The sequence below is a fragment of the Nocardia sp. NPDC055165 genome (assembly GCF_053606985.1).
Window position 1 is genome coordinate 102,204 of record NZ_JBSGSS010000003.1, and the last position, 20,065, is coordinate 122,268.

Below are 20,065 nucleotides of genomic sequence, written 5' to 3' on the forward strand. Positions count from 1 at the left end.
CCGTGCTCAGCTTCTTCGGCCGCCAGACGTTTGCGAAAGCGACTGCGCCGCTGGGCAAAGCGCTCGTCGGGACGGGGCTCACCCCGGACGCGATGACCCTGATCGGCACCACCGCGACGATCGCGGCCGCGGTGACGCTGTTCCCCTCCGGACATCTGTTCTGGGGAACGATGGTCATCTGGCTGTTCGTCATGTTCGACATGCTCGACGGTGCGATGGCGCGCGCCCGCGGCGGCGGCACGAAGTACGGCGCCGTCCTCGATGCCACCTGTGACCGGGTGGCCGACGGCGCGATCTTCGGCGGACTCGCCTGGTGGGCCGTCTATCACGAGCACAGCAAGCACCTGTTCGCGCTGACCTTGATCGTGCTGGTCACCTCGCAGGTGATCTCCTATGCCAAGGCGCGTGCGGAGGCCAGTGGCCTGTCCGCCGACGGTGGGCTCATCGAACGCCCGGACCGTCTGGTCATCGTGCTGGTCGGCGCCGGGCTCACCGGCATCGGCGGGCACTGGGGGCTCGACTGGCTCACCTGGGCCGTGTACGTGGCGATGTGGGTGCTGGCGGTGCTGAGCATCGTGACGGTGTTCCAGCGGGTGCTGGCGGTGCGTAATTCGCCGGGCGCCCGCGTGGTGATTCCGCCGACGCCGCAGCCGGACGCGGGATCTGCCTCGTGAGCCTCACGGATCGGTTGAGCGACTGGGGCTACGCCGCAGGCTGGGGCCTCGTGCGTTCGGCGCCGGAAGGGTTGGCGCGCAAGGTCTTCGACCTCGGCGCCGATCGTTCGGTGCGCGGCGGCGGGCCGGAACAGCTGCGCCGCAACCTCGCTCGCGTTCTCGGTGTGCCCGCCGACCAGGTCCCCGGCGACCTGATGCGGGCGAGCATGCGCTCCTACGCCCGCTACTGGCGTGAGGCGTTCCGCCTGCCGTCGATGGACCACACGAAGATCGACTACTACGTCGGTGGTCTGGAGAACGTCGACGCCGCGCTCGAGCAGGGCCGCGGCCTCATCCTGGTGCTGCCGCACTCGGGCAACTGGGACATGGCCGGTGTCTGGTTGGTGCAGCACTACGACAACTTCACCACCGTGGCCGAACGGCTGAAGCCCGAATCGCTGTTCGAGCGGTTCGTGGCCTACCGCGAGAGCCTCGGTTTCGAGGTGTTCCCGCTGACCGGTGGCGAGCAGCCGCCGTTCGCCGCGCTCGCCGAACGCCTGCGCCAGAACCGGATCGTGTGCCTGATGGGCGAACGCGACCTCACCGGCAAGGGCGTGCCCGTCGACTTCTTCGGCGAGCGCACCTGGATGCCCGGCGGTGCCGCGAAACTGGCCATCGAGACCGGCGCCGCGCTGGTTCCCGTGCACGGCTGGTTCACTGTCGACGAGGACGGCACCGAAGGCTGGGGGCTGAAAGCCGAACCGGCCCTGGATGTTTCCGGTGGGGTGGCGGCTGCGACGCAGGCACTCGCCGACCGGTTCGCCGCCAATATCGCCGAGCATCCGGCCGATTGGCACATGCTGCAACCGCTCTGGGAAGGCGATCTGTCGCCCGAACGACTGTCGCGGATCACCGCGCAGCAGGCGGGAGGGCAGCCGTGAAGATCGGCATGATCTGCCCGTATTCGTTCGACGTCCCCGGCGGTGTGCAGGCCCATGTGGTCGAACTGGCCCGGGTGTTCATCGAACGCGGGCACAAGGTGAGCGTGCTCGCCCCCGCCTCCGACGACACCCCGCTGCCGGATTTCGTCGTCTCGGCGGGTCGCGCGGTGGCGATTCCCTACAACGGGTCGGTGGCGCGCTTGTCGTTCGGCCCCATGGCCTACACCAGGATCCGGCGCTGGATCGACAGCAACGACTTCGACGTGCTGCACATCCACGAACCCAACGCCCCGAGCCTGTCGATGCTGGCGCTCAAGATCGCCGAGGGCCCGATCGTGGCGACCTTCCACACCTCGACCACGAAGTCGTTGGTACTCAGTACTTTTCAGGGTGTGCTTCGTCCGTATCACGAGAAGATCAGTGGGCGGATCGCCGTGTCGGAGCTGGCCAGGCGCTGGCAGGTCGAGGCGCTGGGATCCGACGCGGTCGAGATCCCCAACGGTGTCGATGTGTCCGCGTTCGCGCGCGGTGAGCCACTCGACGGATACCCGCGCGCGGGCCGCACCGTGCTGTTCCTCGGTCGCTACGACGAACCGCGCAAGGGCATGGACGTGCTGCTCGGCGCGCTGCCCGCGCTCATCGACCACCATCCCGACGTGGAGATCCTCATCGTCGGCCGCGGTGACGAGGATCGGTTGCGCCGTGAAGCCGGGGAGCACGCGGGGCATCTGCGGTTCCTCGGACAGGTCTCCGACGAGGAGAAAGCCGCCGCGCTGCGCAGTGCCGACGTGTACGTCGCGCCGAACCTCGGTGGCGAGAGTTTCGGGATCATCCTGATCGAGGCGATGGCGGCAGGCACCCCGGTGGTCGCGAGCGAACTCGACGCCTTCCGTCGCGTGTTGCGCGACGGGACCGCGGGCATGCTCACCCCGATCGGTGACTCCGACGCGCTGGCCACCGCCATCGACACGCTCCTCACCGACGACGAGACGCGGACGCGTCTGGTCAGCACCGCGACCCAGGTGGTCGCGGGCTACGACTGGCCGGTTGTGGCCGAACAGATCCTGCGGGTGTACGAGACCGTCACCGTCGGCGACAACCGCGTCCGGGCCGCCGGATGATCACCTTCTCCGCGACCACCGTCCTCGTTCTCGGGCTGATCGCACTGCTCGTCCTCGCCCTCGGCGTGTGGGCCTACTCCACGGCGAACCGGCTCGACCGGCTGCACGTGCGCTCCGATCAGTCCTGGCAGGCACTCGATGCCGCGCTCGCCCGCCGGGCGGTGGTGGCTCGCGCGGTGGCGATGTCGGAGGCCGGTCCGGTGAGTACCGATCCCCGCCGGGCCGAACGGGCCACCCAGCTCGCCACACTCGCCGATCGGGCCGAACGCGCCGATCGCGGTGACCGGGAAACGATCGAGAACCAGCTCTCCGCCGCGCTGTCGCTCGTCGACATCGACCACCTGCGACCGCAGCTGGTGGCCGAACTCGCCGACGCCGAGGCGCGCGTGCTGATCGCCCGGCGCTTCCACAACGACGCCGTGCGCGACACCCTGGCCCTGCGCACCCGCAGGCCCGTGCGCATCCTGCACCTCGGCGGTACCGCGCCGCTACCGACCTATTTCGAGATCACCGAACGCGCGACGCCCGCCGCCGCCACCGGCCTCACCGTGCACACCACCCGTACCTCCGCCCGGGTGATGCTGCTCGACGAGCACAACCGCGTGCTGCTGCTGCGTGGTCACGACCCGATGATCCCCGAGGTGGCGTTCTGGTTCACCGTGGGCGGCGGCGTCGAACCGGGGGAGAACCTGCGCGACGCCGCGGTGCGCGAGATCTACGAGGAAACCGGGCAGCGGGTGGATCCCGCCGCGCTGCGCGGTCCGCTGTGGCGCCGGGTCGCGGTGTTCCCGTTCAACGGCGAGCTGATCCGCTCCGAGGAACTGTTCTTCAGCCTGCGTTCGCCGGGCTTCGAATGGCGCCCGGCGGATCTGACCGCCCTGGAGCGCCGCACGATCACCGACCACCGCTGGTGCTCCGCCGACGACATCCGCGCACTCGACGACGCGGGCGAGGCCGTCTATCCGTACCACCTCGACGAACTCCTCACCGAAGCCGTTTCCGCGGCTGAAGACGACACCCAGCACGTGGTCCGCTCGATCCGCTGAGGCCCAGCGGGGGACAGTACCCGGGCCATGATTCGCTCGATGCCGCCTCATCTCGGACACCGAGTGCGACGCGCGGCGTCCCGGTATCCGGAGAGTTGATCAATCATGCCCATCGAGGTTTCCGTGCTGGTTGCCGCGGTCGCGAACGCCGGATTCCTGGCGATCGTGCTGGTCGACCGGACACGGCGCGGCCCCGTGGCGGACCGGGTCGGAGCCGTGGCACGGTGAATGCCAGGCCATCGGACAAGGCCAGCGGTGCGCGGTGAACACATCACCGCTGGTCGTGACAAGGCCAGTGGTGCTCAACTGGCTATGAAGGCCGATTTCGGGCAGCTCTAGAATCGACGGTGAACCGAATCCGAGCGACTTGATTGGCGCCCATGACACAGGAGACATTCGTGACTACGCCTGAGACCACCAACACCGTCGGCACCGCCCGCGTGAAGCGCGGCATGGCCGAGATGCTCAAGGGTGGCGTGATCATGGATGTGGTCAACGCCGAGCAGGCCAAGATCGCCGAAGACGCCGGCGCCGTGGCCGTGATGGCGCTCGAGCGGGTGCCCGCCGACATCCGCGCCCAGGGTGGCGTGTCCCGGATGAGCGACCCGGACATGATCGACGGCATCATCGCCGCGGTCTCCATCCCGGTCATGGCCAAGGCCCGTATCGGCCACTTCGTCGAGGCGCAGATCCTGCAGAGCCTGGGCGTGGACTACATCGACGAGTCCGAAGTGCTCACCCCCGCCGACTACGCCAACCACATCGACAAGTGGAACTACACCGTCCCGTTCGTCTGTGGCGCCACCAACCTGGGCGAGGCCCTGCGCCGCATCACCGAGGGCGCGGCCATGATCCGCTCCAAGGGCGAGGCGGGCACCGGTGACGTGTCCAACGCGACCACCCACATGCGTACCATCCGCGGCGAGATCCGTCGCCTGACCTCGCTGTCCGAGGACGAGCTGTTCGTGGCCGCCAAGGAACTGCAGGCCCCGTACGAGCTGGTTCGTGAGGTCGCGCAGACCGGCAAGCTCCCGGTCGTCATGTTCACCGCCGGTGGCATCGCCACCCCCGCCGACGCCGCCATGATGATGCAGCTCGGCGCCGAAGGCGTGTTCGTCGGCTCGGGCATCTTCAAGTCCGGCAACCCCGAACAGCGCGCCGCCGCCATCGTCAAGGCCACCACCTTCTACGACGACCCGGACGTGCTGGCCAAGGTCTCGCGTGGCCTGGGCGAGGCCATGGTCGGCATCAACGTCGAAGAGATCCCGCAGCCGCACCGTCTGGCCGAGCGCGGCTGGTGATCGTGGGCCCGATATCGTTCGGGCACTGAAACATTCGCCTCGGCGGGCGTCGCGATCGCGACGCCCGCCGAGGCATTCTCGTGCGTCGACTCAGCGCTGGACGAGCTCGGTGGTCAGGGTGTCGAGGCGGATCGCGTTGTCCGGGTCGAAGTCCTTGCGTGTGAGGGGGAGCCGGGTCCGGCGCCGGAAGGCGGTCACCTGATCGGCGGGTGGCTCGTCGAGGAGCTGGGCGATCGGCGGGACCGCTTGATCGACCGATCGGCCGACAACGAATCCGGCGGCCTTGGCCAGTATCCGGTGGGGTGCGGGCAGCGGGTCGGCCATCGCGGTCCGCACCATCATCGGGTTGTAGAGCACGTAGCGGGTGCGGGTGTTCGGGTGGCGGTGCGGGAAGGCGACGCCGAGCAGGTCATTGGCGCGTGAGGCCTGCATGGCGGCGCGCATGCCGGTGTAGCCCTCGCGCAGGGTCAGGTCATCCCAGTGGATGCGGCCGGGAAAGCCGCCGGGGCCACAGATGTTCATGATGACCGGGGTATCCGCGCGTTCCAGCGCAGCGACGAGACCGTGTCCGAGAACGAATCGGCTCAGGTAGTGCAGCGCGAAGGTGAACTCGGTGCCGTCCTCGGTGACCTCGCGCCGCGGCCGGAAGCGCTGGGCGCCGAAGACGAGGCCGTCGACGGTACCGGCCAGCGCGGTGACCCGGGCAAGGGTGTCCCGCATTCCTGTCAGGGTGCTCAGATCGGCTCGCAGGAACACCGCGCGCTCGCCCGCGCCGATCGCGGCGGCCTCCCGGCCGAACGCCTCGCCTTTCGTCGCGCCGCTGGCGATCGCGATCACCCGGTCGCCGCGTCGCAGAAAATGTAGGCCGAGCCCTTTGCCCATGCCGTCGGTGCCGCCGGTGATGACATATGTGCGCATCGAATCCCGTTCTCTTCGAATCACTCTGGACTGTGTCATCGGCCGATATGTCGAGGCTAGAAACGAACGCGCCACCAAGTCAACATCTGATGACTTAGCATGACTTCATGGAACCGAAAGCCGAACCCCGTCGCCGTGACCGTGCGGCCACCCGCGCCGCGCTGCTCGACGCCGCACGAATCCGCTTCGCAGCGCAGGGTTTCGACGGCACCGGACTGCGCGAGATCGCCGCCGAGGTCGGGGTCGATCCCGCCTTGGTGTCGCGCTACTTCGGTTCCAAGAAGGGGCTCTACGCCGAGGCGATGCACCTGGAGATCCCCACCGGAGTGGCCGCCGATCCGCACCGCCCGGTCGTCAGCATCGCCGACGCCCTGCTCCACGATGTCGTGTACCAGGACTGGTCGCGCTACGGCGGCGAACACCCGCTCCTGGCCATGCTCCGATCGGCCGGTCACGACGACGTGCGCGATCAATTGCGCGCCCAACTCTGCGACGGCTACCTGCGTGAATTCGCCGACCGGCTCGACGGACCCGACGCGGAACTACGCGCGGAGCTGATCGGCGCCCTGCTGATCGGCCTCGGCGTGCTGCGCTCGGTGATCGGCACGCCCGCCGTGAGCGCGGCGCCGTTCGACCGAACCCGGGTGCTCGCCGCGCGCATGGTGAACGCCCTGACCTGAACCCGGGCACGGGCGTTTCAGAGGATGCCCTGCTCGTGTGCGTAGATGGCGGCTTGGGTGCGGTCACGCACGCCGAGACGGTTCAGGATGCTCGAGATGTGGTTCTTGACGGTGCCCTCGCTGAGGTAGAGGGACCGGGCGATCTCGCGGTTGGCGGCGCCGGTGGCGAGCAGACGCAGGACCTCGGTTTCGCGACCGGTGAGTTCGACGGTGGGGCGTGGTGTGCGGGATCGGACCATGGCGGCCAGGCGCGCAGTGACGGCGGCGGAGTACTGGTCTACGCCGGCGTGCGCGAGGCGGATCGCCTGGGCGAGTTCGGCGGCGGGGAGGTCTTTGAGCAGGTATCCGGAGGCGCCCGCGCGCAGGGCCGCGACGATATAGCCGTCGTCGTCGAAGGTGGTGAGCATCAGCACCGTCGCCCGGCCGCGCACGAGAGCGGCTGCCTCGACGCCGTCCATTCCGGGCATCCGCACGTCCATCAGGACCACATCAGGTGTCAGCGCGCCAGTCGATTCGACTGCCTCGGCGCCACTTTCGGCCGTGCCGACTACGTCGATACCGGACTGCAAGGCGAGCAGCGCGGCGATCCCTTCGCGGACGAGACGCTCATCGTCAGCGATCAGCACGCGGACCTTCGGCGCAGGAATACCGGCATCGTGTCCGATCATCGCGCCACCACCGGGATCGTGACGAGCAGACGAGTTCCTGTGGTGCTGGAGGTGATTCGCACCTCGCCGTCGACCAGATCGAGCCGTTCACGCATTCCGGTGAGCCCCTGCCCCTCGACCGTGCCCGGCGCGAAACCTGTTCCGTTGTCGGCGATGTCGAGGACGCCGGTGGCCGGTGTCAGGTTGACCCGGACCGCCACGGCGGTGGCGCTGGAATGGCGGCGCGCGTTGGTGAGTGCTTCCTGCGCGGCGAGATACAGGGCGAGGCGGACAGGTTCGCCGACGGTGTCCTCGGTGCCGGTGAGGTCGAGGGACACGGCGAAGCCGGTGTCGTCGAGCCGGATCGCGAGCGCTCGCAACGCGGTGGCGAGGGTGAACTGTGTGTCGTCGGCGCGCAGGGTGCCGACCGCGCGCCGTACCTCGTCGAGCGCCAGGCGCGTGGAATGACGCCCCTCGGCGAGCGCCCGGTCGGCGATATCGGTGTCCAACGACCGGTAGGCGGCCGATTTCTCCAGCTGGATCGCGGTGACCACGAGATGGTGGCCGACGCTGTCATGGATATCGCGGGCCACCCGGGTTCGTTCGGCGACGGTGGCGAGGGAGACTGCCTGGTCGGCGTATTCCCGGAGCCGGGCGTGCGCGTCGGACAGCTCGGTGAGCAGTGTTTCCGCGCGCCGCCGCCCGGTTTCCTCGCGTTCGGCGATCACCGCGATCGCGAGGGCGAAAACGACGCCGATCGTGAACATCAGCAGATCCGAGAGCGCTTCGGGATTCGTTCGCAGCGCCGGTCGCCCGAGGACGATGATCCCGGCGAGGAGTAGACCGCCACCGGCGAGTGTGTAGGCGACCCGATGCCCGACGGTGAAATAGGCAGTGAGCGGCAGCAAGACGAACAGGACCTTCGCATTGCCGCTGCTGTCGAGCACGGTGATCACCGTGTACAGGACGGCACGGACGACCAGCCCGGCGATCGCGAGCGTCCTGGACCCAGTGAACCTCCCTGCGGCGATCTCCAGCCCTCCCGCGAGCAGGAGGGCCCCGGCGAACGCGCTGGACCGGGCAGGGTCGACAGGCCCGGTCGAGGCGACGGCGAGCCCGGCGACCAGCACGGAGACATAGAGGAAGCACGCCACCCAGGTCAGTGCGCGCGGTCGATGCATTCGTTGAGCGTATGGCCGGATTCATCGCACGGCCACGGTCGAGGGGCAATTTTGGCCGAAGGTCATGGGTCGCCCGGCACTTACCGCCGTGACCACCGGATTCCTACCGTCGAACTCGACATCGAGAAGGGATTTCGACATGGACACACGAGCACTACTGCGACTGGGCGGCATCTCCGGCTTCGTCTGCGGCGGAGCGATCGCGGCGGCGGGCGCGATCGAACTGATCGCCGCGGGCAAGATACCGCTCACCCAGGTTCTCAACGGGGCGGCCGTTCCCTTCGGGATCGGACTGCTGGTGGCGTTGTACGCACTGCTGCACCAGCGTCTCGGCCGCTTCGGCGCACTCGCCTTCGTCGTGCAATTCCTCGGTTTCGGCTATTTCGCGGGTATCGCCTTCGCCATGAACTTCGTGCTGGTGTACCTGGACAAGCCGGTGGTCGACGAATTGCTCACCAGCCCGGCCGAATTCGCTTTCCTCGCCACCGCGGTCCTCGCGCTGGGTGGAACGCTGCTGTTCGGCACAGCGCTGCTGCGTAGCGCGGCGGTCCCGCGCGGCGCGGCCATCCTCTACACCGCAGGCCTGTCCGTGCTCTGCCTCACCTTCCTGCTCCCGGCGACGCTGGTGCGCGTCGGACACATCGCGGCCGGATTCGGCATGGTGTGGCTGGCCTGGGCGGTGTGGTCGAGCGTGACGGTCGCCCCGGCGGCTACCGCTCGCGCGTGGCAGCCGTCGACACCCGATCCGGCGCGATAGCGCTACCAGGGGCCGCGGCCTACGGCTGGCCCGCCGCGCCTTCGGTATCGGTGGTGAGGGCGTCGGCGAAGTTCTCGGCGTAGCCGAGGATGAGCTGGCGCTGGGTGGGCAGCAGAACGGCCAGCTCGTGCCAGGCGATGGCGGTGGGGGAGCCGTAGAGGTGGGTCAGGTCGGTGACCAGGGCAGCGGCTTGCTCGGGGGTGGGGGCGGTGGGGCGGGCGAAGGCGAGCAGGGAAGCGCCGATGGCGATGTGGCGGTAGCCGTGGGTGGCCATGCGGCGGATGACGGTGTGGTTGTCGTAGGTGCTCCAGTCGTCGGCGAAGTACCCGTTGGGGATACCGGCGATGGCGAGGTCGTCACGGTCCACCGGGACCCGCTGGATCAGCACGACGTCGTCGACCACACGGTCGGGGGAACGGTTGGCGGCGACGAGCGCGGCGAGTTCGTCCTCGGACGCGTTGCGGGTGTCGCGCAGCGCGTCCCACGGAACGCGGGCGGACGGGTTGTCCAGCAGCGCGGCGATGCGCGAGACCGTGGCGTTCTCGGCGTGGTGGGTGGCGGCGGGGTCGTCCGGGTCGTCGTGGACGACCCCGCCCTCGCCTTCGACGAGTCCGAGCGTGGCGTGCATGCTCGTGTAGGCGCACTGGCCGAGATCGTCGAGCGTGCAGAGGATCCTGGCATCGGGATGATCCATGCGGACCAGCTCTAACGCGTCGAGCAGCTGGGCGAAGGTGGTGACGTCGTCGAGGCGGGCAACGGTGTTGGAGTCCAGCCGGTTACGTCGAACGGGTGGTTCGCCCGGCTCGAAAGTCGTCATCTGCACTCCGACATCCTGGCACGGCCTTCGGCGAGTCGGAGTGATCCCGGCGCAGGTGGGCGATGTGGGCTCGGTATCGGTTGGCCCAGGAATTGCTGCCAACTGGGCATACCGTACAGTCGGTCCGTGACCGCGCTCGACTTCTCCTTGCTGGTCGTCGCGGGATTCTTCACCGGCTTGATCGGTTTCGTCACCGGGATGGCCTCGATCGTCTCCTATCCGGCGCTGCTGGCCGCCGGTCTGCCGCCCGTCGCGGCCAATGTCACCAACACGGTCGCCATGGTCGCCGTCGGCGTCGGGGCGACCGCGAATTCCGGGCGTGAACTCGTCGGCCGAGGGCCCACGCTGGTGCGCTGGGCGGTGCTGGCGGCCGTGGGCGGGCTGCTCGGCGCGCTCGCGCTGCTGGTCGCTCCGGACGGCGCGTTCGAGGTGGTCGTGCCGTTCCTGGTGGCGATGGCGTCGATCGCGCTGTTGGTGCAACCACTGGTGCGCCACCATATCGGCGAGCTCAGCGCGCCCTGGATCGTGCCGGTCGGCATCCTGCTCACCTCCGTGTACGGCGGATACTTCGGCGCGGGCGCGGGCGTGATCTACCTGTCGATGATGATGCTGTGCACCGCCGAATCGATCTGGAGCGCGTCGATTCTCAAGAGCTTCCTGCTCGGCATCGCGAACCTCGTCGCCGCGGTCGGCTTCGCGGCCTTCGGACCGGTGCACTGGGGCGCGGCGCTGGCCCTCGGCGCGGGTGCGCTGGCAGGTGGCTGGTGTGGTCCGCCGGTGGTGAAAGTGATTCCGCCGAGTGTGTTGCGGGTGACCGTCGGTATCGGCGGACTCGGGCTCGCCGTGTACCTGGCCCGATAGGCGTACCTCCGCGTTGGCTCGGGCCGTGCGCGCTGCGTGTCCGGGCCGATCAGACCGCTGTTCGCCTGCCGGGCGGCGACACGGTCCGTAGCCTGGAGACGGTGCACCACTCAGATAGTGAAATCGCAATCCACGCAACAGAAGTCGCTTCGGCGGTGATCCGGTCGGCCTTCCACGGCCCGCTCACTCGCTACGCCAAACAGGGCGACGATTTCGCCACGCAGGCCGATATCGCGGCCGAGAAAGCCATCCTCGACGTCCTCGCGACCGAATGTCCGGGCGACCGGTTCGTCGCCGAGGAATCGGGCGTCACCGGCTCTGCCCGCAGCGATCGGACGTGGTTTGTCGATCCACTCTGTGGCACCAGGAATTTCGCCGTCGACACCGCGTTCGTGGCGGTCAACGTCGCGCTGCGCGACGGCGACGCCGTGACAGTGGCGGCGACCGCCGACCCGTTCGCCGACGAAGTGTTCTGGACGGCGGGGCAGGGCGCGTTCCTGCGCACCGAGGGCCGCGACGAGCCGTTGCGCCCGCACTCGGGAAGCCATCTCGTCGATGTCGACCTCGACCACCCGTTCCCCTGGTCGACCCCGGCGCGGCTCTTCGACGCCGAAGGCTTTGCGGGAGAGTTCCATCCGCGGGTCCTATCGACCTCGTTAGCCCTCGTCTGGGTGGCGGCCGGGCGTCGCGCCGCCTACATCACCGGCGGCGATCTCCGTGACAGCGTGCATTTCAGCAGCGCGATCGCGGTGTGTCAGGCGGCGGGCTGCGTGGTTACCGGTCTCGCCGGGCAACCGCTGCACACCGCGCCACACGGGCTCATCGCGGCAGCGGACGCGCCGACCCATGCGCGGCTGGTCGAGGCGGTGGTGGGTCTGCGCGCCGGGTGACGCTGGGGTGCATCACAATCGGGCGCAGCTCACAGCCCCCGGTTGTCTGTGTCTCAGAGTTTCCTCAACATCACTGGGTAGCGTCCTCGCCGTGGCATCGAGGCCTGCGCTGTGTGGCGCCGGTCCTCCGCCGTCGCCCAGAGGGCGAGATTCCGACCCGACGTAAGGACGAGTGGATGAAGTTTCGTAGGACCGGACGAGTCGCGATCGCAGGATTGGCTGTGGTCGCCGCGCTCGGCCTGAGTGCGTGCAGTGACGACAAGGGCGACAAGCCCGCGCCCAAGACCACCACCAGTGCCAAGGCTCAGGGTTCGGCAACCGCGGACCTGCCGGCGGTGCCGACGGTCGAACAGCTCAACGCGCAGCTCACCACCGCACTGGATCCGGCGGTCCCCAACGACCAGAAGCTGGACTTCGTGCAGGGCATCGAGGCCGACCCCGAGCTGCCGAACCGCCTGGCACAGGCCGTCCAGGACAACAACGTCCAGGTCCAGGTGACCGAGGTGACCTCCTTCGGTGACAGCGTCAACGCCAAGGCCAACTTCACCGTCAACGGCCAGACCAATGTCGTCGACGTGCCGTTCGTGGCCGAAGCGGGCAAGTGGAAGGTCCAGAAGTCGTGGGCCTGCGGCATGCTGACCAACCTGGGTCAGACCTCGGTCGCCTGCGCCTGATCGTCGTCGCTCGAGCCCCGTTCGTCTGTCGGACGGGGCTTTCGCGTATCCGGGCTGTTTCGGCTCCCGTGCTGTCAGCGGCGAAGTGCCGCCCGATCGGGGTGATCCCAGCGAACGGTCCAGGTCGCTTCCTCGGGATTGTCGGCAGTGTGATCGCGTACAGCGGGCAGCGTCCATCGCTGCTCGGCGGGTGTGCGCCGCAGCGCCGCCTGCTCACTCAGTTCCAGGCGGATCGCGAGATCGAAATCCAGACCGCGACCGAGCAGCATCGGCCCCGCGAGCACCAGCACCAGATCGGCCTGCGCGGCCCGAATCGCCGCCCGCGCCGACCTGTCCCGCTCCTCGTCCCACAGCGCGGGCAACCAGCGCCCTTCGGTGCGAAGCACGTCGAGGATCTCGCGGCGCATGGCCTCGTAGTCGAACCATGCTGTGCGATAAGACCATTCGTCATCGCGCCCGTATTCCATGCGTAGCGACGCGGGTCGCACGAAGTCGTGCACCGACACCACCGCCGCCGATCGCCCCCGGTCGGTGAGCGTGTCCACGATCCGGCGGCCCAGTTCCATCGGGGCGGCCGCGTCGGCGCCGTCGACCGCGAGCACCCGTCGCCCCGGCAGCTCGACGAGCCGGTCGGCGACGAGCCGGGCGAGGGCGGCGGGAGAGGTGGGAGTGAACGTCGGCACCGGACCATCTCAGCAAATTCCGGGCCGCTGTGCAGAGCCGGACATACCGCCCGGTCGGCAAGGCGATAATCTCGAGCGCATGGCGACAATCGAAGAGGCGCTCGCGATCGAGCGACTGGAGCGCGACATCTTCCGCGGTGCTTCCACGGAGTCTCAGCTACCGCGCACCTTCGGCGGTCAGGTGGCCGGGCAGGCGCTGGTCTCGGCGGTCCGCACCGTCGATCGCAGCTTCCAGGTGCATTCTCTGCACGGCTACTTCCTGCGACCGGGCAATCCGGAGGAACCCACCGTCTACCTGGTGGAACGCATCCGCGACGGCCGGTCGTTCTGCACGCGGCGGGTCACCGGCGTGCAGGACGGACAGGCGATATTCACGATGTCGGCCTCGTTCCATCACGGTGACGAAGGGCCCGAACACCAGGACGTGATGCCCTCGGTCGACGGTCCCGACGACCTGCCCGACGCCAGCGTGACCATGACCCCCGAGCGGCTGTGGGCCATGCGTGAATGGGAGCACTGGGACATCCGCACGGTCCCGCAGGATCAGGTCGTCGCGCGCGACGGCGCCGTCTCCCCCCAGCAGGTGTGGTTCCGGTACCGGCACCCGCTGCCCGACGACCCGATGTTCCACGTCTGCACGCTGGCCTACATGAGCGATATGACGCTGCTCGGCTCGTCGAAGGTGATCCACCCCGACGAACCGACCCAGAACGCGTCGCTCGACCACGCCATGTGGTTCCTGCGCCCGTTCCGTGCCGACGAATGGCTGCTCTACGACCAGTCCTCTCCCTCGGCCGGTTTCGGTCGCGCGCTGACCGGCGGCAAGATCTGGGACCGCGAGGGCAACCTGGTCGCCGCTGTCGTCCAGGAAGGTCTGATCCGCACGCCGCGCCAGAAGTGAGCGTGAGCGGGCCCACATCGGGCGCGCTCGTAAGCTCAACGGCTGTGAACGCAACCTCGACCCCCACCCGGCCGACCATCGGTGTCCTCGCGCTACAGGGTGACGTGCGTGAACACGTTGCCGCGCTGGAGCACTGCGGGGCCGATCCGGTGCTGGTGCGGCGCGAGTCGGAGCTGGCCGCGGTCGACGGGCTCGTGCTGCCCGGCGGCGAGTCGACCGCGATCTCCAAGCTGTTGCAGGCGTTCGACCTGCTGGAACCGTTGCGGGCGCGGCTGCGCGACGGGCTGCCCGCGTTCGGGTCCTGCGCGGGCATGATCCTGCTCGCCTCGGAGGTCCTCGACACCAGGGCCGACGCCCAGCACCTGTCCGGCATCGATATGACGGTGCGGCGCAACGCGTTCGGTCGGCAGGTCGATTCCTTCGAGACCGACCTGGACTTCACCGGCCTCGACACGCCCGTGCGCGCGGTGTTCATTCGCGCGCCGTGGGTGGAGCGGGTGGGCGACGGCGTCGAGGTGCTGGCGCGGGTGCCGCACGGCCCCGCCGAGGGCCGCATCGTCGCTGCCAGGCAGGGCAACGTGGTGGCGACCTCCTTCCATCCCGAGGTGACCGGCGATCTTCGGGTGCACGAACTGTTCGTCGACCTGGTTCGGGCCGCGCGATAAAGCCCGCGTCGGCGGGCGTGGTGGACGGTGAGTAGGCTGGATCGAGCTTGTCCGCCCGGGCAGACGCGCAACCGACTTGAAGGAAGTAGGGCATGAGCGGCCACTCCAAATGGGCCACCACCAAGCACAAGAAGGCGGGAATCGACGCCAAGCGCGGCAAACTCTTCGCCAAGCTGATCAAGAACATCGAGGTGGCGGCCCGCACTGGTGGTAGTGACCCTGCGGGCAATCCGACGCTGTTCGACGCCATCCAGAAGGCGAAGAAGACATCGGTCCCCAACGACAACATCGAGCGCGCCCGCAAGCGCGGTGGTGGTGAAGAGGCCGGCGGCGCCGACTGGCAGACGATCATGTACGAGGGCTACGGGCCCAACGGTGTGGCCGTGCTGATCGAGTGCCTCACCGACAACCGCAACCGCGCCGCGGGCGAGGTCCGGCTGGCGATGACCCGCAACGGCGGCAACATGGCCGACCCGGGTTCGGTGTCGTACCTGTTCGCCCGCAAGGGCGTGGTGACGCTCGAGAAGAACGGCCTGTCCGAGGACGACGTCCTCGAGACGGTGCTCGACGCGGGCGCCGAAGACGTCAACGACCACGGCGACGTCTTCGAGATCATCTCCGAGCCCGGCGATCTGATCGCGGTGCGCTCGGCCCTGCAGGCCGCGAACATCGACTACGACTCCGCCGAGTCCGGTTTCCAGGCGTCGGTGTCGGTCGCGGTCGACGCCGACGGTGCGCGCAAGGTGTTCAAGCTGGTCGACGCTCTCGAAGACAGCGACGATGTGCAGAACGTGTACACCAACGTCGACATCTCCGACGAGGTCGCCGCGGAACTCGACGACGAGTAGATCGTTTTCCGTCGAACCCGCCCCGGCCGTGAATTCGGCCGGGGCGGTTCACGTTTCGGCTAGGACGCCCGCTGCTGGTAGTAGCCAGACATCGACGGGTAGTAGTCGGCGAAATCCGGTCGTTCGGTGTGCGTGCAGGCCGCGACGAACATGTCCGCGTAGTACTCCCACCCCGGACCGATCTGCGGGATCTCCGCCAGCTGATATTCCGACGTCAGATGGTGGACCAGGCGCAGTTCGGTGGCCGCGCCGGTGTCGAGCAACGTCACCTCGAGCCGCCACAGGCCGATCTGGTCGGTCGAGGAGACGCCGAGGTGGATCGGCGGGGTGCAGTCGTCGATGCGCATCGCCGACCACGGTTCACCCTCCTCGAAGCGCATCTGCACCCGGATGGTGTTGCCGGTCCCCGGCTCGCCCTCCCAGGTGCCGTACCACCCCGAGGTCAGGTGCGGATCGGTCAACCGTGCCCACACCTCCTCGATCGGCAACCCCAGCGACCTGGTGATCACCAGGTCCCGCCCGTCGGGCGTCGCGACGATGTCACCGGTGGGTATGGCCATGCGTGGTTCTCCTCGCCTCGGACGGACCGACCATGCCTGCTCACTCGACGGTACCCGTGGACTACGTGGACGCCCCGGCACAATGAGGATCATGACGCGAATCGAGACGGTCCGGGGCGACATCACCGAGCAGCAGGTGGACGCGGTGGTCAACGCCGCGAACTCCTCGCTGCTCGGCGGCGGTGGCGTCGACGGGGCGATCCACCGCAAGGGCGGTCCGCAGATCCTGTCGGAATGTCGCGACCTGCGCGCCTCGCACTACGGCAAAGGCCTGCGTACCGGCCAGGCGGTGGCGACCACCGCGGGCCTGCTCCCCGCCCGCTGGGTGATCCACACAGTCGGCCCCGTGTGGTCGGCCACCGAGGACCGCTCCGAGCTGCTCGCCTCCTGCTATCGCGAATCCCTGCGCGTGGCAGACGAACTGGGAGCGGCAACCGTCGCGTTCCCGGCGATCTCCACCGGTATCTTCGGCTGGCCGATGGATGACGGCGCGCGGATCGCGGTCGAGACGGTCCGCACGGCCGAGACACACGTGACGCAGGTGCGGTTCGTGCTGTTCGACGATCGTGCCCTGGAGGTCTTCACCACCGCTGTGGGGTAGGCGGCAGCGTGGGAAGGTTCTGCTCCCCGGATCATGTGGGTCGCTAGCGGGTGCTGATCTCGCGGACCTCGCGCAGGTGTTGTTCCATGGCGGCAGCGGCGGCGGGGCCGTCTCGGTGGTCCACGGCGCGCAGGATCTGGGTGTGACCGTGGACGGAGACGCGGCGGCCGAGCGGAGTGCGGTGGGAGAGGACTCGGGTGTGGCGGGTCCATTCCGTGGTCATCGTGCAGAGGGTGACCAGGAGCGGGTTCTGGGCCGAATGTGCCAGGAGCGTGTGGAATTCGATGTCGAGGGCCATCGATTCCGCCGGGCCGAGGGCTTCGTCGGAGCGGTCGATGATCTCGTGCAGCGACAGCAGATTCGATTCGACGGCGCGCAGGGCGGCGAGCTGGGCGATGCGGGGTTCGACCAGGTCGCGCAGTTCGGTCGCGTAGGCGAGTTCGGTGTCGAGGTCGGCGAGGCTGCCGTGCAGTTCGGCGGCGCCGCGGGGCAGATCGGTGACGGTGCTGCCACGGCCCTGCCTGCGGTCGACCAGCTTCTTGGATTCCAGCTCGAACATGGCTTCGCGAAGCGAGGACCGCGACACGTTCAGCTGCGCCGCGAGCTCGCGTTCGGGCGGCAGGCGATCGCCCGCGCGCAGCGCGCCGTCGATGATCAGCCGCTCCAGGTGAGCGGCGACTTCGGCGCTGACGCTGCCGGTGCGGCGGCGCAGCGGGGGGATCGGCGGGACGGCCATCGGACTCCTCTCGACACCTACGGATTGGTCCGGCCAATCATATAAGAGTGGTGCCCGGCGGCCCGATATTGCCGGGGTGTAAAGCCTCGGTTACGCACGTTTCTCCCGGTAGCAGGGCTGTTGATAGTGGAATACCGTTATCGCATCAGATGGTCGGACCAATGTTCGACCGAGTGTCGCGGAGACCGGAGGACCCACTGTGACGTCGTTGGCCGGGGACCAGATCGCCGCCGCTTTCCCGGTGCTGCAGCAGGGCATCGGCATCACACCCGAGACCACCTATATCCCCGCCGATCCGGATCGGGTGCTGTGGGGCAGGCTGCCGCGACGCGGCGATACGCCGGTCACCACCGTCGCGCCGGGGACGCGGGTGGTCATCGACACCATCAGTCATGAGGGCATCCTCGACGATCAGGGCTCGGACCCGGTCGCCTACTTCCGCGGGCACGGCGTGGCCCGCGATCAGATACTCGACGACACCGTCGAGGTGGTCGCCCGGCGCGTCCGCGAGGACGGAGCAGGCCCGCATATCGTGACCGGTCCGATCGCCGTCGACGGCGCCGAGCCCGGCGATCTCCTCGCCGTGCGGATCGAGCACCTCGCCATGCGCGTGCCCTACGGCGTCATCTCGACCCGGCACGGCCGCGGCATGCTGGCCGGGACACCACACGACGGTTCGTACGGTCAGTTCTGCACGGTGACCGGGCGCGACGACGAGTGGTTCGGCACCATGCCGATCCGGCCGGGCAGCCAGCACCGGGCGCGCTTCCCGCTCGCCCCGTTCCTCGGCATCATGGGCGTGGCCACCGACACCGAGGACCGGGCGCACTCCGTGCCACCGGGCGCGCACGGCGGCAATATCGACGTCACACTGCTCACTCCGGGCGCTACCTTGTTCCTGCCGGTGCAGGTGCCCGACGCGCTGTTCTATGTCGGCGATCCGCATTTCGCGCAGGGCGACGGAGAGGTGGCGCTCACCGCCCTGGAGGCGCCGTTGCGGGCGACCGTGACCCTCGACGTCGTTGCGGCCGAACAGGTCACCGACATCGGGTCGGGTACAGGGCCGTTCGCCGCAGGCCACGGACTCGTCATCCCGACCGGGCTCGATCCCGATCTGGACACCGCGCTGTCGCTGTGCGTGGGCAACGCCGTCGACCTGCTCGGCGCGCTGTTCGACACCGATCCGCGCAGCGCCTACCTCTACCTCAGTGCCGCAGCCGACTTCACCATCTCGCAAGCCGTCGATCTGACCCGCGGGGTACACGGCAAGATCCGTGTCGCCGACTTCGCGCATACCACCGGTACCGATCTGGCCCGCTTCATCCTGGAGCGAGCGCGGTGACCGCGACGGCGCGGGAGACGGCGACTCGGTTCGCCGCGGGAGCGCGCTGCGGCGTGGACAGCACGGTGTGGCGCGAGCTCGGTTCGCCGTTGGTGGGGGCGACCTCGACCGGCCCGCTCACCGGGCACACGGTGGCCGTGAAAGACCTGTTCGCTGTCGCCGGCCACCCGCTCGGCGCAGGTGTGGAGGACTTTCTCACCGAGCGCACTCCCGAGTCCCGCCACGCCGCGGTCGTCGCCGACCTGCTCGCGGCGGGCGCCACCGTCACCGGCATCGCCAGGACCGACGAGTTCGCCTATAGCATCACCGGCGCCAACGGGCGCACCGGCATGCCGGTCAATCCGGTCGCACCACAGCGAGTTCCGGGTGGTTCATCGAGCGGGCCCGCCGTCGCGGTCGCCCGCGGCGAGGTATCGATCGGCCTCGGCACCGACACCGCGGGCTCGATCCGGGTTCCCGGCTCGTACCAAGGACTCTGGGGCATCAGGACTACGCACGCCGGTCTCGATACCACCGGCCTCCTCCCGCTGGCCCCGTCGTTCGACACCATCGGATGGCTCACCCGCGACGCCGCGACCCTGCTCGCGGTGGCCGACAGCGTGTTCGCCCATACTGCTGTACCCCGGTCAGACGGGTCCGGGTTCTCGAACACGGACCTGGTCGTCGATCCAACGTTGTGTGCGGCGGCAGAGCCCGAGATCGCCGAGCAGTGTGCGCGGGCCTCCGAAGAACTCGGCGCTCGACGGATCGCCCTGCGGGCCGACCTCGATCGCTGGTTCTCCGCGTTTCGCGCGGTGCAGGCGTTCGAAGCATGGGCAGGGCACGGCGACTGGCTGACCGCGCATCCCGACGCGCTCGAACCCGACGTGCGCGAGCGATTCGCCTGGGCCGCAACGGTGACCGCCGAGGAGGCCGCGGCCGCGCGGACAGTCGTCGCCGAGGCCGCTGCGCGGATCCGCGACATCCTCGGCGACCGGGCGCTGGTGCTGCCGACCACGGCGGGACCGCCGCCGCCGCGAGCGGCTGACCGGCGTACGCGCGACGCCGTCCGCCACGCGACTCTGCGGCTGACCTGCCTGGCGTCGATCGCCGGCCTGCCCGCCGTCACGCTGCCGCTGCCGAACCGCCGCAGCCTGCCCGCCGGGCTGTGCCTGATCGGCGCCGCGAACTCCGACCGCGCCCTCATCGTCCTCGCTACCCAGTGCGCCGCCCGACTGGCGAACCTATGAGAAATGGACCCGC

At 69.0% G+C, this 20,065-nt stretch carries 24 protein-coding genes; 17 read left to right on the forward strand and 7 right to left on the reverse strand.

Annotated features, from left to right (window positions below; genetic code table 11):
- Positions 1-2 precede the first annotated feature (2 nt).
- The 6 genes from pgsA to pdxS all read left to right on the forward strand — a co-directional run bounded on the left by pgsA (position 3) and on the right by pdxS (position 5,062).
- A complete protein-coding gene (gene pgsA / locus ACWFRF_RS07205) occupies positions 3-674 on the forward strand; it encodes a phosphatidylinositol phosphate synthase (RefSeq protein ID WP_378988934.1) in 672 nt (223 codons plus the stop codon).
- Complete coding sequence (locus ACWFRF_RS07210; RefSeq protein ID WP_387442739.1) at positions 671-1,594, forward strand: phosphatidylinositol mannoside acyltransferase; 924 nt, start codon at positions 671-673, stop codon at positions 1,592-1,594. The genes pgsA and ACWFRF_RS07210 overlap by 4 nt, the downstream gene beginning before the upstream one ends.
- A complete protein-coding gene (locus ACWFRF_RS07215) occupies positions 1,591-2,715 on the forward strand; it encodes a glycosyltransferase family 4 protein (protein ID WP_379312717.1) in 1,125 nt (374 codons plus the stop codon). Before ACWFRF_RS07210 ends, ACWFRF_RS07215 begins: the two co-directional genes overlap by 4 nt.
- Positions 2,715-3,761, forward strand: a complete 1,047-nt coding sequence (locus tag ACWFRF_RS07220) for an NUDIX hydrolase (RefSeq protein WP_379312721.1) — start codon at positions 2,715-2,717, stop codon at positions 3,759-3,761. Before ACWFRF_RS07215 ends, ACWFRF_RS07220 begins: the two co-directional genes overlap by 1 nt.
- 105 nt (positions 3,762-3,866) lie before the next feature.
- A complete protein-coding gene (locus tag ACWFRF_RS07225; RefSeq protein ID WP_452449201.1) occupies positions 3,867-3,989 on the forward strand; it encodes a hypothetical protein in 123 nt (40 codons plus the stop codon).
- A gap of 152 nt (positions 3,990-4,141) precedes the next feature.
- Positions 4,142-5,062 (forward strand): pyridoxal 5'-phosphate synthase lyase subunit PdxS, encoded by a 921-nt coding sequence (gene pdxS / locus ACWFRF_RS07230; protein ID WP_056810852.1) that lies wholly within the window; start codon positions 4,142-4,144, stop codon positions 5,060-5,062.
- 90 nt (positions 5,063-5,152) lie between these two features.
- Here the strand turns inward: pdxS and ACWFRF_RS07235 are convergent, their stop codons facing one another.
- The gene (locus tag ACWFRF_RS07235) at positions 5,153-5,980 is read right to left on the reverse strand and encodes an SDR family NAD(P)-dependent oxidoreductase (RefSeq protein WP_452449202.1); all 828 of its coding nucleotides are present in this window, start codon (positions 5,978-5,980) and stop codon (positions 5,153-5,155) included.
- Positions 5,981-6,087: 107 nt separating this feature from the next.
- Between ACWFRF_RS07235 and ACWFRF_RS07240 the strand changes: the two genes are divergently transcribed.
- Positions 6,088-6,660, forward strand: coding sequence for a TetR/AcrR family transcriptional regulator (locus ACWFRF_RS07240; RefSeq protein ID WP_452449203.1), 573 nt, complete (start codon positions 6,088-6,090; stop codon positions 6,658-6,660).
- Between the two features lie 17 nt (positions 6,661-6,677).
- Here the strand turns inward: ACWFRF_RS07240 and ACWFRF_RS07245 are convergent, their stop codons facing one another.
- Together ACWFRF_RS07245 and ACWFRF_RS07250 are read right to left on the reverse strand one after the other, a co-directional pair.
- Positions 6,678-7,328 carry a response regulator gene (locus ACWFRF_RS07245; RefSeq protein WP_452449204.1) on the reverse strand — a complete coding sequence of 217 codons (651 nt, stop codon included), beginning with the start codon at positions 7,326-7,328 and terminating at the stop codon, positions 6,678-6,680.
- Positions 7,325-8,488, reverse strand: coding sequence for a sensor histidine kinase (locus ACWFRF_RS07250; protein ID WP_452449205.1), 1,164 nt, complete (start codon positions 8,486-8,488; stop codon positions 7,325-7,327). The genes ACWFRF_RS07245 and ACWFRF_RS07250 overlap by 4 nt, the downstream gene beginning before the upstream one ends.
- A gap of 139 nt (positions 8,489-8,627) precedes the next feature.
- Between ACWFRF_RS07250 and ACWFRF_RS07255 the strand changes: the two genes are divergently transcribed.
- Positions 8,628-9,245 (forward strand): hypothetical protein, encoded by a 618-nt coding sequence (locus ACWFRF_RS07255; RefSeq protein ID WP_452449206.1) that lies wholly within the window; start codon positions 8,628-8,630, stop codon positions 9,243-9,245.
- 19 nt (positions 9,246-9,264) lie between these two features.
- Here ACWFRF_RS07255 and ACWFRF_RS07260 read toward each other — a convergent pair whose 3' ends face one another.
- Positions 9,265-10,062, reverse strand: a complete 798-nt coding sequence (locus ACWFRF_RS07260; RefSeq protein WP_449966178.1) for a hypothetical protein — start codon at positions 10,060-10,062, stop codon at positions 9,265-9,267.
- Between the two features lie 126 nt (positions 10,063-10,188).
- Here ACWFRF_RS07260 and ACWFRF_RS07265 point away from each other — a divergent pair, with 126 nt between their 5' ends.
- The 3 genes from ACWFRF_RS07265 (at position 10,189) to ACWFRF_RS07275 (ending at position 12,487) form a co-directional block, all read left to right on the forward strand.
- Positions 10,189-10,923: a sulfite exporter TauE/SafE family protein gene (locus ACWFRF_RS07265; protein ID WP_378988949.1), complete on the forward strand. Its 735-nt coding sequence runs from the start codon at positions 10,189-10,191 to the stop codon at positions 10,921-10,923.
- A gap of 101 nt (positions 10,924-11,024) precedes the next feature.
- The gene (locus tag ACWFRF_RS07270; protein ID WP_378988950.1) at positions 11,025-11,813 is read left to right on the forward strand and encodes an inositol monophosphatase family protein; all 789 of its coding nucleotides are present in this window, start codon (positions 11,025-11,027) and stop codon (positions 11,811-11,813) included.
- 176 nt (positions 11,814-11,989) lie between these two features.
- Positions 11,990-12,487 carry a hypothetical protein gene (locus ACWFRF_RS07275; protein ID WP_378988951.1) on the forward strand — a complete coding sequence of 166 codons (498 nt, stop codon included), beginning with the start codon at positions 11,990-11,992 and terminating at the stop codon, positions 12,485-12,487.
- A 74-nt stretch (positions 12,488-12,561) separates the two neighbouring features.
- On the opposite strand, the gene ACWFRF_RS07280 is transcribed toward ACWFRF_RS07275, so the two are convergent.
- Positions 12,562-13,170 (reverse strand): hypothetical protein, encoded by a 609-nt coding sequence (locus ACWFRF_RS07280; protein ID WP_452449207.1) that lies wholly within the window; start codon positions 13,168-13,170, stop codon positions 12,562-12,564.
- 79 nt (positions 13,171-13,249) lie between these two features.
- Here ACWFRF_RS07280 and ACWFRF_RS07285 point away from each other — a divergent pair, with 79 nt between their 5' ends.
- The 3 genes from ACWFRF_RS07285 to ACWFRF_RS07295 all read left to right on the forward strand — a co-directional run bounded on the left by ACWFRF_RS07285 (position 13,250) and on the right by ACWFRF_RS07295 (position 15,584).
- Positions 13,250-14,071, forward strand: a complete 822-nt coding sequence (locus ACWFRF_RS07285) for an acyl-CoA thioesterase (protein WP_378988953.1) — start codon at positions 13,250-13,252, stop codon at positions 14,069-14,071.
- A gap of 44 nt (positions 14,072-14,115) precedes the next feature.
- Entirely contained in the window at positions 14,116-14,736 is a 621-nt protein-coding gene (gene pdxT, locus ACWFRF_RS07290; RefSeq protein WP_387442758.1) for a pyridoxal 5'-phosphate synthase glutaminase subunit PdxT, read from the forward strand.
- Between the two features lie 92 nt (positions 14,737-14,828).
- On the forward strand, positions 14,829-15,584 hold the full coding sequence (locus ACWFRF_RS07295) for a YebC/PmpR family DNA-binding transcriptional regulator (RefSeq protein ID WP_378988955.1): 756 nt from the start codon (positions 14,829-14,831) through the stop codon (positions 15,582-15,584).
- A 59-nt stretch (positions 15,585-15,643) separates the two neighbouring features.
- On the opposite strand, the gene ACWFRF_RS07300 is transcribed toward ACWFRF_RS07295, so the two are convergent.
- Positions 15,644-16,144 carry an SRPBCC domain-containing protein gene (locus ACWFRF_RS07300; RefSeq protein ID WP_452449208.1) on the reverse strand — a complete coding sequence of 167 codons (501 nt, stop codon included), beginning with the start codon at positions 16,142-16,144 and terminating at the stop codon, positions 15,644-15,646.
- 91 nt (positions 16,145-16,235) lie between these two features.
- Between ACWFRF_RS07300 and ACWFRF_RS07305 the strand changes: the two genes are divergently transcribed.
- The gene (locus ACWFRF_RS07305) at positions 16,236-16,745 is read left to right on the forward strand and encodes an O-acetyl-ADP-ribose deacetylase (RefSeq protein ID WP_452449209.1); all 510 of its coding nucleotides are present in this window, start codon (positions 16,236-16,238) and stop codon (positions 16,743-16,745) included.
- Between the two features lie 43 nt (positions 16,746-16,788).
- On the opposite strand, the gene ACWFRF_RS07310 is transcribed toward ACWFRF_RS07305, so the two are convergent.
- A complete protein-coding gene (locus tag ACWFRF_RS07310; RefSeq protein ID WP_387442760.1) occupies positions 16,789-17,481 on the reverse strand; it encodes a FadR/GntR family transcriptional regulator in 693 nt (230 codons plus the stop codon).
- A 199-nt stretch (positions 17,482-17,680) separates the two neighbouring features.
- On the opposite strand from ACWFRF_RS07310, the gene ACWFRF_RS07315 reads away from it, so the two are divergent.
- Both ACWFRF_RS07315 and ACWFRF_RS07320 read left to right on the forward strand, forming a co-directional pair.
- Positions 17,681-18,823, forward strand: a complete 1,143-nt coding sequence (locus tag ACWFRF_RS07315; RefSeq protein ID WP_452449210.1) for an acetamidase/formamidase family protein — start codon at positions 17,681-17,683, stop codon at positions 18,821-18,823.
- Positions 18,820-20,052: an amidase family protein gene (locus ACWFRF_RS07320; protein WP_452449211.1), complete on the forward strand. Its 1,233-nt coding sequence runs from the start codon at positions 18,820-18,822 to the stop codon at positions 20,050-20,052. The genes ACWFRF_RS07315 and ACWFRF_RS07320 overlap by 4 nt, the downstream gene beginning before the upstream one ends.
- Positions 20,053-20,065: the final 13 nt, after the last annotated feature.

Coding starts and splice junctions, on each gene's coding strand:
- ACWFRF_RS07225 (WP_452449201.1), top strand. CDS start 3,867: ATGCCCATCGAGGTTTCCGTGCTGGTTGCCGCGGTCGCGAACGCCGGA.
- pdxS (WP_056810852.1), top strand. CDS start 4,142: ATGACACAGGAGACATTCGTGACTACGCCTGAGACCACCAACACCGTC.
- ACWFRF_RS07235 (WP_452449202.1), bottom strand. CDS start 5,980: ATGCGCACATATGTCATCACCGGCGGCACCGACGGCATGGGCAAAGGG.
- ACWFRF_RS07240 (WP_452449203.1), top strand. CDS start 6,088: ATGGAACCGAAAGCCGAACCCCGTCGCCGTGACCGTGCGGCCACCCGC.
- ACWFRF_RS07245 (WP_452449204.1), bottom strand. CDS start 7,328: ATGATCGGACACGATGCCGGTATTCCTGCGCCGAAGGTCCGCGTGCTG.
- ACWFRF_RS07250 (WP_452449205.1), bottom strand. CDS start 8,488: ATGCATCGACCGCGCGCACTGACCTGGGTGGCGTGCTTCCTCTATGTC.
- ACWFRF_RS07255 (WP_452449206.1), top strand. CDS start 8,628: ATGGACACACGAGCACTACTGCGACTGGGCGGCATCTCCGGCTTCGTC.
- ACWFRF_RS07260 (WP_449966178.1), bottom strand. CDS start 10,062: ATGACGACTTTCGAGCCGGGCGAACCACCCGTTCGACGTAACCGGCTG.
- ACWFRF_RS07275 (WP_378988951.1), top strand. CDS start 11,990: ATGAAGTTTCGTAGGACCGGACGAGTCGCGATCGCAGGATTGGCTGTG.
- ACWFRF_RS07285 (WP_378988953.1), top strand. CDS start 13,250: ATGGCGACAATCGAAGAGGCGCTCGCGATCGAGCGACTGGAGCGCGAC.
- ACWFRF_RS07295 (WP_378988955.1), top strand. CDS start 14,829: ATGAGCGGCCACTCCAAATGGGCCACCACCAAGCACAAGAAGGCGGGA.
- ACWFRF_RS07300 (WP_452449208.1), bottom strand. CDS start 16,144: ATGGCCATACCCACCGGTGACATCGTCGCGACGCCCGACGGGCGGGAC.
- ACWFRF_RS07305 (WP_452449209.1), top strand. CDS start 16,236: ATGACGCGAATCGAGACGGTCCGGGGCGACATCACCGAGCAGCAGGTG.
- ACWFRF_RS07310 (WP_387442760.1), bottom strand. CDS start 17,481: ATGGCCGTCCCGCCGATCCCCCCGCTGCGCCGCCGCACCGGCAGCGTC.